The following is a 14,630-nucleotide window of genomic DNA, read 5'->3' as shown; positions in this document are numbered from 1 at the left end:
AGCGCCAGCGACCCGCGAGAGCCGACGGTGCTGTCGGGACGTTGCAGTCTGAGCGGAGCGAAGACCCTCGGTGACTCGAGCGGGGAGCGCCAGCGACCCACCAGCGGCTCGAGGCGGTCGTGAGTGACGGAAGAACTAGAGAGCGGTGGTCAGGCGTAGCGTTCGAGGTCCGGACGGTCGAGGGACTCGAGCACCTCGCTGGCGGTGTCGTCGAGGAGGCTCCGGCCCTCGCCGGTGACGCGGCGGCCGTCGTTCTCGCTGGTCTCGACGTAGCCGGCCTCTTCGAGCTGCTGGAGGGCGGTCCGGACGATGTTCCCCGACCCGTCGACCTTCTGGTGTGGTCGGACCCGATAGCGGGTCGTGCCCTGCTTGGAACTGCCGTACTCGGTCTTCAGGCGGTTGACCCCGACGGGGCCGTCGACGGCGACCTTGCGGAGCAGGCTGGCGGCGCGTCGCTGCCAGAAGTCCTCCTGTTCCGGGGGTAGTTCCTTGTCGACGCCGGTCTTGGTGAACGCGGCCCACTCCGGTGCTTCGATGGCGTCCTCCTCGGCGAGCGTCTCCGTGAGGGCCTCGATGAGGTCCTCGGCGGGAACGTCGTAGAGTGTCGTCATTGCCGCTTTCTTTCCGTCGCCGTCATTTAAGCGCATCGTTCCCTGGTCCGGAGAGTGAACCGTTCACGTGCTCCCTCGCCGGGGACCGTCGGCTCACTCGTCCTCGCGGTTCAACTCGACGGCGCGGTCGACGCCCAGCGCCGTCGCGACGCCGCTGCCGACGATCGTCGGGAGCAGGTAGGTCGCACCGCGGTGGACGAGGACGGCGGAGGTGGCCGCCGCCGCCGGCACCGGTGCCGTCGAGACGAGCAGCGTCACCAGGACGGCCTCGATGGCGCCGGATCCGCCGGGAAGCGGGGCGAGACTGGCGATGCTGCCGACCGGGACCACGAGTAGCACCGTCGACGGCGGGACGCTGTACCCGACGGCGTACAGCGACGTCCACAGCGAGGCGGCCAGACAGGCCCACCCGAGCGCCGAGAACCCGAGCGTCTGGAGCAGCGTCCACCGGTCGGTCGCGACGCGGTCGATGGCCTGGAAGAAGCTCTCGATGCGGTCCTCGATCATCCGGGCGGTGGGCGGCGAGCGACGGGGTGCGATGCGACCGAGGAAGCGGATGACGGGGGTGAAGAGCCTGACGACGGCGGCCTCGAGCTCGTATCGGTACCGCCAGCCCAGGTACGCGCCGACGGGGAGGCCGACGGCCAGGACGGCCACGGCGGCGGCGGCGAAGATGAGGTTCCGCCCGAGCCGGACCGCGCCGGCCGCGACGAAGGTGAACCCGACGATGGCGTAGCCCACCGAGGGGACGAAGTGGATGGTGTCGACGCTGGCGATGGCCGCCAGGCCGGTCTCGTACTCGCTGTCAGCGGCCGTCGAGATGAGCAGGGCGCTGAGCGGTTCCCCGCCCGCCTGGCCGAAGGGCGTGACGTTGTTCGAGAAGACGGCACCCGCAAAGAGCAGTACTGCGCGGTGCGCCGCGATGGGTGCGTTCAGCGCGCGGAGGATGGTCCACAGCGCCAGGCCCCACGAGGTGAGCCAGACGACGGCGATGGCGACCACCACCACCACCGCCCCCGGGTCGGCACGGGTCAGCGCCCGGACGGTGTCGTCGACGCCGACGACCACCACGAGCGCCGAGAGCACGACCAGCGTGCCAGCGAAGCCAAGGACCGTCGCCCACCGGCTCTCGTCCATATCGGTGCCGTCGGGCGTCGTGGGTATGAAGGCACCGCAATCCCCGACCGTTTTGCCCGCCGGTCACCACTGGACGGTATGGACGAACAGGCCGCACTCGCGCTCATCGGCGATCGGTTGTCGGCGGCCGGCGACGACTGTGCCGTCGTCGACGGCCAGGTCCTCACGACGGACATGCTCCACGACCGAACCGACTTCCCGGACGGGACGACCCGCTACACGGCCGGCTGGCGGGCCGTCGGTGCCTCGCTCTCGGACGTGGCGGCGATGGGCGCTCGGGCGACGGCCGCGGTGGCCGTCTACGGGGTGCCAGCGTTCGACGCAGAGGACCTCCTGTCGTTCGTCGACGGGGCGAGCGACGTCTGTGACGCCGTCGGCGCCGAGTACGTCGGTGGCGACCTCGACGGCCACGAGGAGTTCACCGTCGCGACGACGGCGCTGGGCGAGGTCGACGACCCCGTCCTGCGCTCCGGGGCCTCGCCGGGCGAGGCGGTCTGTGTCACCGGGACGCTGGGCCGGACCGGGGTCGCCCTCGAACTGTTCGAGCGGGGCGAAATCGAGCGCGCGAACGCCCTCTTTCGCTTCCAACCGCGAGTGGCCGCCGGGACCGCGCTTCGCCCACACGCGACGGCGATGCTGGACTCCAGCGACGGGTTGGCCCGATCGCTCCACCAGCTGACGGCGGCCAGCGACTGTGGGGCCGCTATCGAGTCGCCCCTGCCCATCGACGAGCGCGTCGATGGGGTGGCAGCGGACGCCGCGGAGCGCCGCGAACTGGGCCTCTTTCTCGGCGAGGACTTCGAACTCGTCTGTACGGTGCCGGAACCGGACTTCGACGATGCCCGCCAGGCGGTCCCCTGCCCGCTCCATCGCATCGGCAGGGTCACCCAGTCGGGCGTGATGCTCGACGGCGATCCGTTGCCGGACCGGGGCTACTCGCACTGACTCTCGGGTCAGGCAGCAACGATCTCGAACGGGACCGGCGTGAAACAGGCCAGGCCCAGCGCGAAGGTCACCACGCCGATGGCGACCCGCCGGCGGTCGAGCGTGTCGTCGACGGTGGGCCTCGCCGGGCCGGCGTACGCCAGGCCGGTCGCGAACAGCCCCCAGAACACCCACAGCGTCCAGACGCCGAAGCCGACGGGCGGCGGATCGCGGGTGAAATAGAGGAAGCCGGCGAGCGCGAACAGGCCACCCGGGACGGCCGCGGCGACCGTCTCCTGGCGCGGGCCCAGAATCGCGCGGACGATGTGCCCGCCGTCGAGTTGCCCGACCGGCAGCAGGTTCAGGAAGGTGAAGAACATCCCGGCCCACCCGGCGAAGACGATGGGGTGGACGGCCGTGCCGGGCCCGTACTCCGCGCCGAGCCCGGCCGACCGCACCATGAACTCGAGCGCCTGCAGGAGCAGCGGGTCCTGGAAGGTGATGACGAAGTTCGCGCCCCCCTCTGCGACCCGCTCGGGGACGGTGATGGGGTCGAGCGAGAGGCCGACGACTGTCACGACGGCCGTCGCGACCAGGCCCGCAAGCGGGCCGGCGACGCCGATGTCGAACAGGACCGTCCGGTCCGGGATGCGGCCGCGGATGTTGATGACCGCACCCATCGTCCCCAGCAGCGACGGGAACGGGATGAAGTAGGGAAGCGTCACGTCGACGCCGTGGTACCGCGCGGCCGCGTAGTGGCCCAGCTCGTGGATGCCCAGCACGCCCAGCATCGCGACGACGAACGGCCAGGCCTCGATGACGCGCCAGGGCTGTTCGAAGACCGGGATGTAGTACCACCGGCTGGCGCCGACGTACAGCGTCGAGGCGACAGTCACGAGCAAGAGGACCACGTTCAGCCACGGTACGCCGCCCGTGTCGGTCCCGGTGGGTTCGGCGACGAGTTCGTACGGGGCGGTCCGGCCTCCCGACGGACTGTCGAGCGTCGTCCCCCCGTCCGTCGGCCCCGTGGCGGCCGACCGCCGCTGGAGGGAGAGCGTATAGCCCCGCTCGCGGAACCGGGGGCGGAGCTCGGCGAGGAGCGCCTCCGGCGGGACCAGCGAGTCACCGACGTACCTGACCGCCTCCCCGTCGCGCCGCACGGCCGTCACGAAGAACACGTCCGAGAACTCGGCCGGCGCGGGTGGGTCGTCGGCGGAGCGGCTCATCGTCACTCGATATGGGCGCTGGCTACTAATATACTGTCGGCCATACCGGGCCGAAGGACCGTACTACCCGGGTAAGGTCGGCTATCCGGGCGCGTGATGGCATAGCGTTCGGTGGACCCGCCGGGTCGGGCCGACCGGGTGGGTCCGAAAGCGCGAACACTCGACGGTAGAGGGGACCGGCTGGGGCGGTTACGCGGGTTCGACGCGCCAGGTGGTCGCGCTGGTGTAGGACCACTTCTCGACCTCGAGCTCGGACGCGCTGTCTTTCAGCTTGACCATCAGCGCGCCGATCTCCTTCGGGGAGAGGCCGACTTCGTCCGCGATGAACTTGCTCTTGAAGTACATCTCGCCGTCGGCCGCCTTCTTGGTGAGGAAGGACTGCAGGCGTTCTTCTTTGGAGGGCTCTTCTTTCGTAGCAGGGGAAACTGTCGCGCTCATCTGTGTCACCTCACTACCCCCTTGCTGCGGGACGAGTATATAAAGGAAGGAACCTTCGAGTCTCTTCGGTCACTTTCAGCCGAAATCAACGAAAAATCGTCCTTTTACGACGGTTCGAGAGGCGCTTAGACATTTTACGAACGCTTTAGCGTCGGTAAAATCGAGTCCGGATGTCGTTGCTATATAGCCTGTGTAAAACCGATTTCTCACGTACCCAGTGGCGCATTTAACGGAGCATGTTGCCGGATATAGTGTGGCGTCTGCCGGTCGAGGCGGCCGGTTGGTCAGTGGGCTTGACAACCCTTAAGACCGCATCGTGGCTACGCCGGGCCAATGAAAGTCGTCGTCTCAGTCGGCGGGAGCGTCCTGGCCCCCGACCTGGAATCAGACCGAGTCGAAGCCTACGCGGACGTCGTCCAGGCGCTCGTGGACGCGGGTCACCGCCTCGGCGCCGTGGTGGGCGGCGGGCCCACCGCACGGAAGTACATCGGTGCCGCCCGCGAACTGGGCGCAAACGAGATCGAACTCGACCAGCTGGGCATCGCCGTCACGCGCCTGAACGGGCGCCTGCTGACGGCCGCGCTCGATGACCTGGCCGCGCCCGCGCCGGCCGAGAGTTACGACGAGGGCCGGGCGACCATGCGCCGGGGCGAGGTGCCGGTCCTGGGGGGTATCGTCGCCGCTCAGACCACCGACGCCGTCGCCGCCTCGTTCGCCGAGTACGTCGACGCCGACCTGCTCGTCTATGCCACCTCGGTCCCCGGCGTCTACGACGCCGATCCGAACGAGGACCCCGACGCGACACGCTTCGACGAGCTCACTGCCGACGAACTCGTCGACATCGTCGTCGGCAACGAGATGAACGCCGGGAGCAACGCGCCCGTCGACCTGCTGGCCGCGAAGGTCATCCAGCGCTCGGGCATCGAGACGGTCGTCCTCGACGGGACTGACCCCGACCGCGTCCGGCAGGCCGTCCAGGACGACGACGTCGACGGTACCGCCATCGTTCCGGGGGCCTGAGATGGCCGAAGACCCGTACGAGGTCGGTCGCGGCGGCCGGCGGGCGTTCTGGGCCGACTCTGTCGCCGACGCCGTCGAGGCTCGCGACCCCGAGGACCCCATCGTCGTCAAGGGCGGCGTCTCTCCCTCGGGCGTGCCCCACATTGGCCACTTCAACGAGATAATGCGAGGCTACTTCGTCGCCGAAGCGCTGCGCGACCGCGGCCACGAGGTCCGGCAGGTCTTCACCGCCGACGACAAGGACCGCCTGCGGAAGGTCCCCCGGCAACTCGCCGACCTGGAGTGGAACGTCGTCGGCCTAGGTGAGGTCGACGCGGGCGCGCTCGGCCGGAACCTCGGCAAGCCCTACACCGACATCCCCGACCCCTTCGGCTGCTGTGACTCCTACGGCGCGCACTTCACGAACCTGCTGAAAAAGAGCGCCGACCTCGTCGGCGTCGACGTCGAGTTCGTCTCGAACACCCGGCTGTACGCCGAAGGGGAGTTCGAGGCGGTCACCCGGCGGGTGCTCGACCGCGCCGACCGGGCCCGCGAGGTGCTCGCCGACTACCAGAACAAGGTCGACGAGGAGTACGTCCCGTTCGTCCCCCAGTGTGAGGAATGCGGAAAACTCACCGAGGGCGTCACGGACGTCGACCTGGACGCCGGCGAGGTCCACTACGTCTGTACGGACGTCGAGGCCGGCGACCAGACGATCGAGGGCTGTGGCCACGAGGGCGTCGCCTCGCTCCGGGACGGCAAGCTCCCGTGGCGCTTCGAGTGGCCCGCCCAGTGGGAGATTCTGGGCGTGGACTTCGAGCCGTTCGGCAAGGACCACGCCGAGGGCTCCTGGCCCTCCGGCGAGGACGTCGCCGAGAACGTCTTGGACATCCGGCCGCCCGTCCCGATGGTCTACGAGTGGTTCACGCTCGACGGCGAACCGCTCTCCTCGTCGTCGGGCAACGTCGTCACGGTCGACGAGGTGCTCGACCTGCTGGAACCGGAGGTCTTCCGGTACTTCTTCGTGAAGAACCCCCGCAAGCAGCGGGACTTCTCGGTCGAGCACGTCGACCAGCTCGTCGACGAGTTCGACGCGTTCGAGCGGGTGTACTTCGGCGAAGTGGAGCCCCGCGAGGACGACGAGCGGGAACTGGCCGAGCGCGCCTACCCGATGGTCGTCGACGACCCCCGCCAGGAGCGTCTGCGTATCCCCTACACCTTCGCCGCCGTGCTGGGGATGACCGACGACCCCGACCTGCGCGAGGAGATCGCACGAAACGAGGGCCACATCCCCGACGACGCCCCCGAGTGGGCCGTCGAGAGTGCCCTGGCGCGGGTCGAGCGCGCCCGCAACTGGGCCCGCCGGACCGGCAACGAGTTCGACTACGAGCTCAAGCGAACCGCGATGCCGGACGCCGAGTTCGACGTGGCGACCCAGGCCGCGCTGGACGAACTGGCCGATTTCGTGGCGGAGGGCCACGACGGCGACGAGATCCAGGGCGAGATATACGAGACGGCGAAACGCCACGACATCGACATCGGCGAGTTCTTCGCGGCGGGCTACCGCCTGCTGTTCGACGACACGCAGGGCCCGCAACTGGGCCCGTTCATCGCGAAACTCGACCGCGAGTTCGTCGTCGACCGGCTCCGCCGCGAGGCGTAGGCCGGTCGGTACACTGATCTGTCGCCCGGCCGGTCGGCACGGATGGACCGCCGCAGTGCCCTCCACCTCGCCGGGGCGACGGTCGCCGCGTCCATGGCCGGGTGGTCGGTCCCGACCGTCGTCTGCGGGACCATCGCTCGCTGTCGTGACGCCCACTGACTGGCCGACTGCGTGGAACCAAACCCTCTTGAATCGGTGCCCCTTCCATAGCGGTAGATGGTGAGCACGCTGACGTGGGTCCTCGCGGGCCTCGTCGCCTACAGTTTCGTGGCGATGGTCCTCCGTGCCCGTGGCGTGGTACCCGAGTACGTCCGGTTCAGCGGCCCGATCACGACGATACACACCCAGCGCGGAAAGGCGTTCCTGACCTGGCTGGCCCGCCCGAAGCGGTTCTGGCGGGCCTGGGGGAACCTGGGTGTCGGCATCGCCATCGTCGTGATGGTCGGGTCCTTCCTGCTGGTCGCCGTCGGGGCCGTCCAGGCGATCCTCGACCCACAGCCCTCCGCGCTGAACGAACCGCGCAACGCGCTGGCGATCCCCGGCGTCAACGACTTCCTCCCGCTCTCGGTGGCGCCCGAGATCGTCCTGGGCCTGGTGCTTGGCCTGGTCGTCCACGAGGGCGGCCACGGACTGCTCTGCCGGGTCGAGGACATCGACATCGAGTCGATGGGGCTGGCGATGCTGACCGTGGTCCCCGTCGGAGCCTTCGTCGAACCCGACGAGGAGGCGCTCCTGAAGTCGGACCGGGGCGCACAGACCCGGATGTACGCCGCGGGCGTGACGAACAACTTCGCGCTGGCCCTGGTCGCGCTCGTCCTCCTGTTTGGACCCGTCGCGGGCGCCATCGCCGTCGTCGACGGCGTCCCGGTCGGGGGGACGCTGGAAGGGACGCCAGCCGCCGACGCCGGCCTCGAGTCCGGCGACGTCATCACGGCCGTCGACGGCGACCCCGTCGCGAACGGGCGCGACCTCGAGGCAGTCCTCGCGGCGACCGACAACCAGACCGTGACCGTCTCGCGGCGCGACGGCGAGGCCGTCCCCGTCGAGCGGGCCGTCGTCGTCGCCAGCGCCGTCCAGAGCTCGCAACTGCGCAACGGGGACACCATCACCGCGGTCAACGGGACGGCGGTGAGCACCCGCAGCGAGTTCGAACGGGCCGCGCGCAACACCACTGTCGCGACGCTCCAGACCGAGGGCGGCCGGACGGTGACCATGCCGCTTGGCAGTTACGTCCTCGTGGCCGAGGGCGGTGCGCTGGCCGACGCGGGTGGCCCCGCCGGCGGGTCCATGGTCGTCACCGAGCTCGACGGCCAGCGGATTCACGACTCCCAGGCACTCCTGACCGCGCTCGATCGGACCAGCCCGGGCGACCGGGTGACCGTCACCGGCTACGTCGACGGCGAGCGCCGGACGTACGACGTCACGCTCGGGTCGACCGCAGGGTCCGACAACGGCATCCTCGGTATCAACGCGCTGGCGGGGGTCAGCGGCGTCTCCGTCGACGACTTCGGCATCGACGAGTACCCCGCCGCCACCTTCCTCTCTTTCATCGGCGGCGAGACGGACGACCCGACGGCCGACCGGGGCTTTTCGTTCGCCCAGCGAGTCTTCGGCGTGCTCATCCTGCCCTTTATCGGGGTCGCCGGCGGCTTCGGCTACAACTTCGCCGGCTTCACCGGCATCGCGACGAGCTTCTATACCGTCCAGGGACCGCTTTCCGCCCTCGGTACCGGCGGCGTCTTCGTCCTGGCTAACGCGCTGTTCTGGACCGGGTGGATAAACGTCGTCATCGGGCAGTTCAACTGCGTGCCGACGTTCCCGCTCGACGGCGGGCACATCCTCCGGACGACGACGGAGTCGTTCGTCTCCCGGCTGCCGATCCCGGACCGGCGGCGCCTGACCACGGCTGTCACGCTGACGGTCACCCTGTCGATGATCGGCGGGCTCGTCCTGATGGTCTTTGGCCCCCGGCTGCTTACCTGACCGATCGGGCCTTTCGTTACCCATTTACCCCCCGCCGCGAAAGCCGGGCGTATGTTCCTGCAGCTCCGCGCGGAGGTCGAGGACGCCCTCGAGTCCGCGCTCACGCGTCTCGACCTGCCGACCGACGACCTCGGTATCGAGGAGCCGCCGGCGGACGTCGACGCCGTCCTCGCCTCGAGCGTGGCCTTCCGCCTCGCCGGTGAGGTCGGCGCCCCGCCGCCGGAGGTCGCCGCCCGGGTCGCCGACGAGATAGACGCCGCGGCCCTGCCCTACGTCAGCACGGTCGCGACTCAGGGCCCCTACGTCAACTTTCTGCCCAGCGACGCGTACTTCGCGGACACGCTCGACGCCGCGACCGACGCCGACTACGGTCGCCTGCCCGCCAGACACGAGAGCGTCGTCGTCGAACACACCTCGGCCAACCCCACCGGCCCGGTCCACGTCGGTCGGGCGCGCAACCCCATCATCGGGGACGCCGTCGCACGCGTGCTCGATTACGCCGGCTACGACGTCGACCGCCACTACTACGTCAACGACGCGGGCCGCCAGATCGCGGTGTTCACGTGGGCCTACGAGACATTCGACGAGAGCGACCTGCCCGAACCGGAACGGGACTCCCCCGAGTACGAGATGGTCCGCTACTACCGCAAGGGCAACCAGTTCCTGGAGGAGGCCGACCCGGAGCGCGTCGAGTCGGCCGAGGCCGAGGTCCAGGCCATCCTGCAGGGCCTCGAGGCGGGCGACGAGGACACCTACGAACGAGTCGCCGAGGTTGTCGATACTGTGCTGGGCGGGATGCGCGGCACCCTCGAACGCCTCCCCGCAGAGTTCGACGAGTTCGTCAAGGAGACCCGATTCATGCGCGACGGCTCCACCGACGACCTGGTGGGCCGCCTGAAGGAACTGGACTGTGCGGTCTACGAGGACGACGCCTGGCAGCTGGACCTGCCGGACTTCGAGAAGCACCTCGTCTTCCTGCGCTCGGACGGCACCTCCCTGTACACCACGCGGGACCTGGCCCACCACGAGTGGAAGTTCGAGAACTACGACCGTGCCGTGACGGTGCTGGGGGAGGACCACAAGCTCCAGGCCGACCAGCTCTCCGCGGCGCTGGACCTGCTTGGCAACGACACCGACGCCCTCCGGCAGGTCTTTTATTCGTGGGTCAACCTCCCCGACGGCGGGATGAGCACCCGCGAGGGGACCGGCATCGACTTAGACGACCTGCTCGACGAGGCCATCGACCGCGCCCGCGAGGAGGTCGAGTCGCGGCTGGAGGACCGGACCCGCAACGACCTCGACGACGAGGACGTCGAGCGCATCGCCCACCAGGTCGGCATCGGGGCGGTCCGCTACGACATCGTCTCCAAGCAACCGACGAAGGGTATCACCTTCGAGTGGGACCGCGCGCTCGACTTCGAGGCCCAGTCCGCACCGTACGTCCAGTACGTCCACGCACGGTGTTGCGGAATCCTTAGCGAGGCGCGGAACCGCGCCTCGGACAGTCGAGCGGTGGAACCGCGAGACGACGAGGTCGAAGCCGAGGTGCCGGCCGCGCCGGACGCCGACGCTCTCGACGAACCCGAGGAACGCGACCTCCTGCGGGTCCTCGCCCGCTTCCCGGCCGTGGTCGAGACGGCCGCCGACGACCTCCAGCCACACACGGTCGCCACCTATACCCGTGACCTCGCGGAGACGTTCAACGCCTTCTACCGCGAGTGCCCGGTCCTCGACGCCGAACCCGAGACCCGCGCCGCACGCCTGGCGCTGGTCGCCGGGACGCGCCACGCCGTCGCGAACGCGCTGGACGTGCTGGGCGTCGCCGCGCCGGACTCGATGTAGGGCCGGCGACTCAGTTGAACAGGCCGAAGACGCCGCCGGAACTCTCCTCCTCGTCGTCTGCGTCGGAGGATTCGTCGACGAACCACTCCTCGTCGACGATGGTCTCGACGTCCTCGGTAGCCGTCTCGCCGTCGAAGAACACGCCCTCGAGCGCCTCGGCCAGTCGCATGAAGGCGTCCGAGGCGGGGGCCTCCGGGGCGTTGAACAAGAGCGGTTCGTCGGCCGTCGCTTCCCTGTCGTCCGGGACGACCGCGAGCAGCGGGAACGAAAATCGGTCCGCGATGGCGGCTACGTCCGTCTCGCGGGTCACCCGGTTGAGTATCGCGCCGACGACGGCCCCGTCGATGCGGTCGGCCAGTTCCGCGGTCTTTATCGTATCGCCAACGGCCACGTCGTCCGGCGTCGTCACCAGGACGATGCCGTCGGCCAGTCCCAGCGGGACCGCCACCGCGTCGCTCAGGCCCGCGCCGGTGTCGACCAGCACCACGTCGTAGGCGTTGCGCAGCGTCTTGACGACCCGCCGGAGGTTGGCGGGGTCCGCGTCGGCGAAGGCGTCGAGCGACTGGTCGCCGGGGATGACCGTCAGGCCGCCGGGCGCGTCGGTGAGCGCCTCGCTCACGGGGCCGTCACCGGCGAGGACGTCATGCAGGCTCCGGTCGGGCTCGACGTCGAGCATCGCACCCAGGTTCGCCATCCCGAGATCGGCGTCGACGACCGCCACGTCGTACCCCAGCTCCTGGAGTCCGGCCCCGAGGTTGACCGCGGTCGTCGTCTTCCCGACGCCGCCTTTCCCGCCCGCGATTGTACAGACGTAGCCCGCCATGTTCTGATTGCTTGTCTTCAGGGTAGTGGGGCATATAAATCCGGCTGTCGGCCGGACGCGTGCTGTCGGCAGTTCGCCGGTGTGTGTGTCTGTATCCGCCCTGAACGGGTGCATCGGCGCGCTGGAACCGTTCGTCTGGCGGTCGGCCCGTCCGTGCTCTACGGGCCGCCCTCGCTCCTGCTCCACGGCTCGCTTCGCTCGCCGTTCCGCTTCGAGGGCCACTCACTCGTACGGCTCGGTCGCGCCCCTCGCTACGCTCTTGGAGATCTGTTCCGCGGTTCGCTTTGCTCACCGCTTCACATCGAGGGACTTCGCTTCGCTCAGCCCCTCGCTACCTGTCTCGCGGTTTCACCGCTCGACGTTTCGAGGCGCGTAGCGCCTCGCTTCTGCTCCACGGCTCGCTTCGCTCGCCGTTCCGCTTCGAGGGCCGCTCACTCGCACGGCTCGTTCGCGCCCCTCGCTACCTTCAACAGTTTCTTACCCACCACTAGCCAAACGGGGACAATGAGTGAGCAGGAACAGGAGCAGTCGGACAAACAGAAATACGAGTTCCGCAAGGTCATCGAGGAGCTCAAGGGATACAGCGGCTCGGGCACCCAGCTGGTCTCTATCTACGTCCCCGAGGACAAGCAGCTGAGCGACGTGGTCGCCCACGTCACGCAGGAACACTCCGAGGCGTCGAACATCAAGTCCAAGGACACCCGGACGGCCGTCCAGGACGCGCTGACCTCGATCAAGGACCGGCTTCGGTACTACGACAACCCGCCGGAGAACGGCATGGTCCTGTTCTCGGGCGCCATCGACACCGGCGGCGGCCGGACGGACATGGTCACCAAGTCCCTCGAGAACCCGCCGGACCCCATCGAGTCGTTCCGGTACCACTGTGACTCGGAGTTCCTCACCGAACCCTTAGAAGAGATGCTGGCCGACAAGGGCCTGTTCGGCCTCGTCGTCCTCGACCGCCGCGAGGCCAACGTCGGGTGGCTCAAGGGCAAGCGCGTCGAGGCCGTCAAGTCGGCCTCCTCGCTGGTCCCCGGCAAGCAGCGCAAAGGTGGCCAGTCCGCACAGCGGTTCGCCCGTCTGCGCCTGGAGGCCATCGACAACTTCTACCAGGAGGTCGCGGGGATGGCAAACGAGCTGTTCGTCCCCGAGCGCCACGAGATGGACGGCGTGCTCGTCGGTGGCCCCTCGCCGACGAAAGACGAGTTCCTCGACGGCGACTACCTCCATCACGAGCTCCAGGACATGGTGCTCGGGAAGTTCGACGTGGCCTACACCGACGAGTCCGGCCTCTATGACCTGGTCGACGCCGCCGAGGACGTCCTGGCCGAACACGAGATGCTCCAGGACAAGCAGGTCATGGAGGAGTTCTTCAAGCAGCTCCACGACGGCGAGAAGGCCACCTACGGGTTCGACCAGACCCGGAAGAACCTCAACATGGGTGCCGTCGAACAGCTGCTCATCTCCGAGGACCTCCGGAAGGACGTCGTCGCCTACACCTGCGAGAACGGCCACGAGGAGTTCGAACTCGTCGATGCGAACGCGAGCACCGGCGACCACGACTGCACCCGCTGTAACGCGACGGTCCCGGCCGAGGAGGGCGAGCGAGAGGACGCCATCGACCACCTGATGGAACTGGCCGACCAGCGGGGCACCGAGACGGTGTTCATCTCCACCGACTTCGAGAAAGGCGAACAGCTGCTCAACGCCTTCGGCGGCGTCGCCGGCCTCCTGCGGTACTCGACGGGCGTGTAAGCGACGGCAGCCCCCCTCACGCTATCTCTTCGGGCGACTGGTAGCGGGCGTAGAGCACGGCCGTACACGTACACGGAGAGGCCTCGCAGTCGAGACAGGCGGTCCGCTCCTCGCGCCAGTAATCGTCGATACGAGCGACCGCCCGGAAGCCGAAGTACTCCAGAATCCCGGCGATGGCGACGTCGTCGTCGTGCTCACGCCCGAGCGCGAACAGCGCCGTCGCGCCGTTGTCGGCACAGGCCGCCAGGCAGCGCTCGACCAGTTCGGTCCCGATGCCGCGTTTCTCGAAGCCGTCTTTCACCGCGACCACCTCGATGACGCCCACGCGGTCTGCGTGCTGCAACGCCTTCGAGAGCTCCGTCTCCGGGACGTTCAGCGACGACCGGAACGTGTCCTGGTCGAGGACCGCACCCACGCAGAACCCGATCACGTCGCTCGGCACGGGGTCTCCCGGCCCGGTCTGGTCGGTTATCGACGGTTCGCCGAGCAACGAGTCGGTCAGGTTCGCCCCGAGCGACGTCTCCGTCTCGAAGCCGGTGTCGATCTGTGCGACGTGCCCGAAGTGCGCGTCGTCGGCGTCGAGTGCCCGCGTCAGTAACTCGGCCGAGGCGTCCTCCGGTCCCAGCCGTTGCTCGGCGATGTCGACTGCCGCGGGGACGTGGGACCTGTGGACCGGGTGGATGTTGTACGCATCGAGGACCGGGACGAATCGGTAGCGACCGGAGTTCAACGTGTCGTTTCGCTCCTGGTACCCCGACCACAGCCCCTCGAGCTCCCCGTCGTAGTTGATGTGGAAGAAGAAGTTCCCGATGGAAGTGTCGTGGGGATTGGTCGAGTAGTAGATGCCGTTCAGGTAGCCGGTCTCGGACACCTGTCCCTCGAACTTCCACTCGATGTCGGAATCGGGCATCTCCGAGACGCCCTCTATCTCCGTCCCACGCTGTGTCAGGGTCGCCGCCGCCGACTCGGTGACGAGCTCGCCGTCGACCTCCTGCTCCCAGATGGTGATGTACTCGCCCGCGATCGGATACTGTCGCTCGAGATACTTGTTGTAGGCAACGTCCTTCGCCCGCATCACGCCCCCGACCAGCAACGCCGCCCCGATACCGACGACAACGTTCTCCACGGCGATCCCGAAGAGGTCCATGCGCGACCCATTCGGTGACGTTTACGTAAGTTCTATCGGTTGACCGGGAAGCCAAACGTATCAGGATGGACACCAGACGTGG

Annotated in this window: 12 protein-coding genes; 6 read left to right on the top strand and 6 right to left on the bottom strand. The window is 68.6% G+C overall.

The window, feature by feature from the left end; all coding sequences use genetic code 11:
- Positions 1 to 149: 149 nt before the first annotated feature.
- Together P1K88_RS16770 and P1K88_RS16765 are read right to left on the bottom strand one after the other, a co-directional pair.
- The gene (locus tag P1K88_RS16770; protein WP_276411367.1) at positions 150 to 611 is read right to left on the bottom strand and encodes a 30S ribosomal protein S19e; all 462 of its coding nucleotides are present in this window, start codon (positions 609 to 611) and stop codon (positions 150 to 152) included.
- A 93-nt stretch (positions 612 to 704) separates the two neighbouring features.
- Positions 705 to 1,748 carry a lysylphosphatidylglycerol synthase transmembrane domain-containing protein gene (locus P1K88_RS16765; RefSeq protein WP_276411366.1) on the bottom strand — a complete coding sequence of 348 codons (1,044 nt, stop codon included), beginning with the start codon at positions 1,746 to 1,748 and terminating at the stop codon, positions 705 to 707.
- A 78-nt stretch (positions 1,749 to 1,826) separates the two neighbouring features.
- On the opposite strand from P1K88_RS16765, the gene thiL reads away from it, so the two are divergent.
- Positions 1,827 to 2,693, top strand: coding sequence for a thiamine-phosphate kinase (gene thiL / locus P1K88_RS16760; RefSeq protein ID WP_276411365.1), 867 nt, complete (start codon positions 1,827 to 1,829; stop codon positions 2,691 to 2,693).
- Positions 2,694 to 2,701: 8 nt separating this feature from the next.
- On the opposite strand, the gene P1K88_RS16755 is transcribed toward thiL, so the two are convergent.
- Together P1K88_RS16755 and P1K88_RS16750 are read right to left on the bottom strand one after the other, a co-directional pair.
- Positions 2,702 to 3,898 (bottom strand): site-2 protease family protein, encoded by a 1,197-nt coding sequence (locus P1K88_RS16755; RefSeq protein WP_276411364.1) that lies wholly within the window; start codon positions 3,896 to 3,898, stop codon positions 2,702 to 2,704.
- 189 nt (positions 3,899 to 4,087) lie between these two features.
- A complete protein-coding gene (locus P1K88_RS16750; protein WP_276411363.1) occupies positions 4,088 to 4,336 on the bottom strand; it encodes a DUF7123 family protein in 249 nt (82 codons plus the stop codon).
- Between the two features lie 333 nt (positions 4,337 to 4,669).
- Here P1K88_RS16750 and pyrH point away from each other — a divergent pair, with 333 nt between their 5' ends.
- The 4 genes from pyrH to argS all read left to right on the top strand — a co-directional run bounded on the left by pyrH (position 4,670) and on the right by argS (position 10,823).
- Positions 4,670 to 5,356 (top strand): UMP kinase, encoded by a 687-nt coding sequence (gene pyrH / locus P1K88_RS16745; protein ID WP_276411362.1) that lies wholly within the window; start codon positions 4,670 to 4,672, stop codon positions 5,354 to 5,356.
- A 1-nt stretch (position 5,357) separates the two neighbouring features.
- The gene (lysS, locus tag P1K88_RS16740; protein WP_276411361.1) at positions 5,358 to 6,998 is read left to right on the top strand and encodes a lysine--tRNA ligase; all 1,641 of its coding nucleotides are present in this window, start codon (positions 5,358 to 5,360) and stop codon (positions 6,996 to 6,998) included.
- Between the two features lie 216 nt (positions 6,999 to 7,214).
- On the top strand, positions 7,215 to 8,981 hold the full coding sequence (locus tag P1K88_RS16735) for a PDZ domain-containing protein (RefSeq protein WP_276411360.1): 1,767 nt from the start codon (positions 7,215 to 7,217) through the stop codon (positions 8,979 to 8,981).
- Between the two features lie 51 nt (positions 8,982 to 9,032).
- Positions 9,033 to 10,823, top strand: coding sequence for an arginine--tRNA ligase (argS, locus tag P1K88_RS16730; protein ID WP_276411359.1), 1,791 nt, complete (start codon positions 9,033 to 9,035; stop codon positions 10,821 to 10,823).
- A gap of 10 nt (positions 10,824 to 10,833) precedes the next feature.
- On the opposite strand, the gene P1K88_RS16725 is transcribed toward argS, so the two are convergent.
- Positions 10,834 to 11,646, bottom strand: coding sequence for a MinD/ParA family ATP-binding protein (locus P1K88_RS16725; protein WP_276411358.1), 813 nt, complete (start codon positions 11,644 to 11,646; stop codon positions 10,834 to 10,836).
- A 504-nt stretch (positions 11,647 to 12,150) separates the two neighbouring features.
- Between P1K88_RS16725 and prf1 the strand changes: the two genes are divergently transcribed.
- Positions 12,151 to 13,401, top strand: coding sequence for a peptide chain release factor aRF-1 (gene prf1, locus P1K88_RS16720; protein ID WP_276411357.1), 1,251 nt, complete (start codon positions 12,151 to 12,153; stop codon positions 13,399 to 13,401).
- A gap of 16 nt (positions 13,402 to 13,417) precedes the next feature.
- Here the strand turns inward: prf1 and P1K88_RS16715 are convergent, their stop codons facing one another.
- Positions 13,418 to 14,548 carry a GNAT family N-acetyltransferase gene (locus P1K88_RS16715; RefSeq protein WP_276411356.1) on the bottom strand — a complete coding sequence of 377 codons (1,131 nt, stop codon included), beginning with the start codon at positions 14,546 to 14,548 and terminating at the stop codon, positions 13,418 to 13,420.
- Between the last annotated feature and the right edge of the window lie 82 nt (positions 14,549 to 14,630).

It is taken from the genome of Haloarcula halobia (assembly GCF_029338255.1).
GTDB classification, from domain to species: domain Archaea; phylum Halobacteriota; class Halobacteria; order Halobacteriales; family Haloarculaceae; genus Haloarcula; species Haloarcula halobia.
Note: the sequence above shows the minus strand (reverse complement) of the source record. Positions and strands in the feature narration are given on the sequence as shown.

Coding starts and splice junctions, on each gene's coding strand:
- argS (WP_276411359.1), top strand. CDS start 9,033: ATGTTCCTGCAGCTCCGCGCGGAGGTCGAGGACGCCCTCGAGTCCGCG.
- thiL (WP_276411365.1), top strand. CDS start 1,827: ATGGACGAACAGGCCGCACTCGCGCTCATCGGCGATCGGTTGTCGGCG.
- P1K88_RS16750 (WP_276411363.1), bottom strand. CDS start 4,336: ATGAGCGCGACAGTTTCCCCTGCTACGAAAGAAGAGCCCTCCAAAGAA.
- P1K88_RS16755 (WP_276411364.1), bottom strand. CDS start 3,898: ATGAGCCGCTCCGCCGACGACCCACCCGCGCCGGCCGAGTTCTCGGAC.
- P1K88_RS16765 (WP_276411366.1), bottom strand. CDS start 1,748: ATGGACGAGAGCCGGTGGGCGACGGTCCTTGGCTTCGCTGGCACGCTG.
- P1K88_RS16735 (WP_276411360.1), top strand. CDS start 7,215: ATGGTGAGCACGCTGACGTGGGTCCTCGCGGGCCTCGTCGCCTACAGT.
- P1K88_RS16715 (WP_276411356.1), bottom strand. CDS start 14,548: ATGGACCTCTTCGGGATCGCCGTGGAGAACGTTGTCGTCGGTATCGGG.
- lysS (WP_276411361.1), top strand. CDS start 5,358: ATGGCCGAAGACCCGTACGAGGTCGGTCGCGGCGGCCGGCGGGCGTTC.
- prf1 (WP_276411357.1), top strand. CDS start 12,151: ATGAGTGAGCAGGAACAGGAGCAGTCGGACAAACAGAAATACGAGTTC.
- pyrH (WP_276411362.1), top strand. CDS start 4,670: ATGAAAGTCGTCGTCTCAGTCGGCGGGAGCGTCCTGGCCCCCGACCTG.
- P1K88_RS16770 (WP_276411367.1), bottom strand. CDS start 611: ATGACGACACTCTACGACGTTCCCGCCGAGGACCTCATCGAGGCCCTC.
- P1K88_RS16725 (WP_276411358.1), bottom strand. CDS start 11,646: ATGGCGGGCTACGTCTGTACAATCGCGGGCGGGAAAGGCGGCGTCGGG.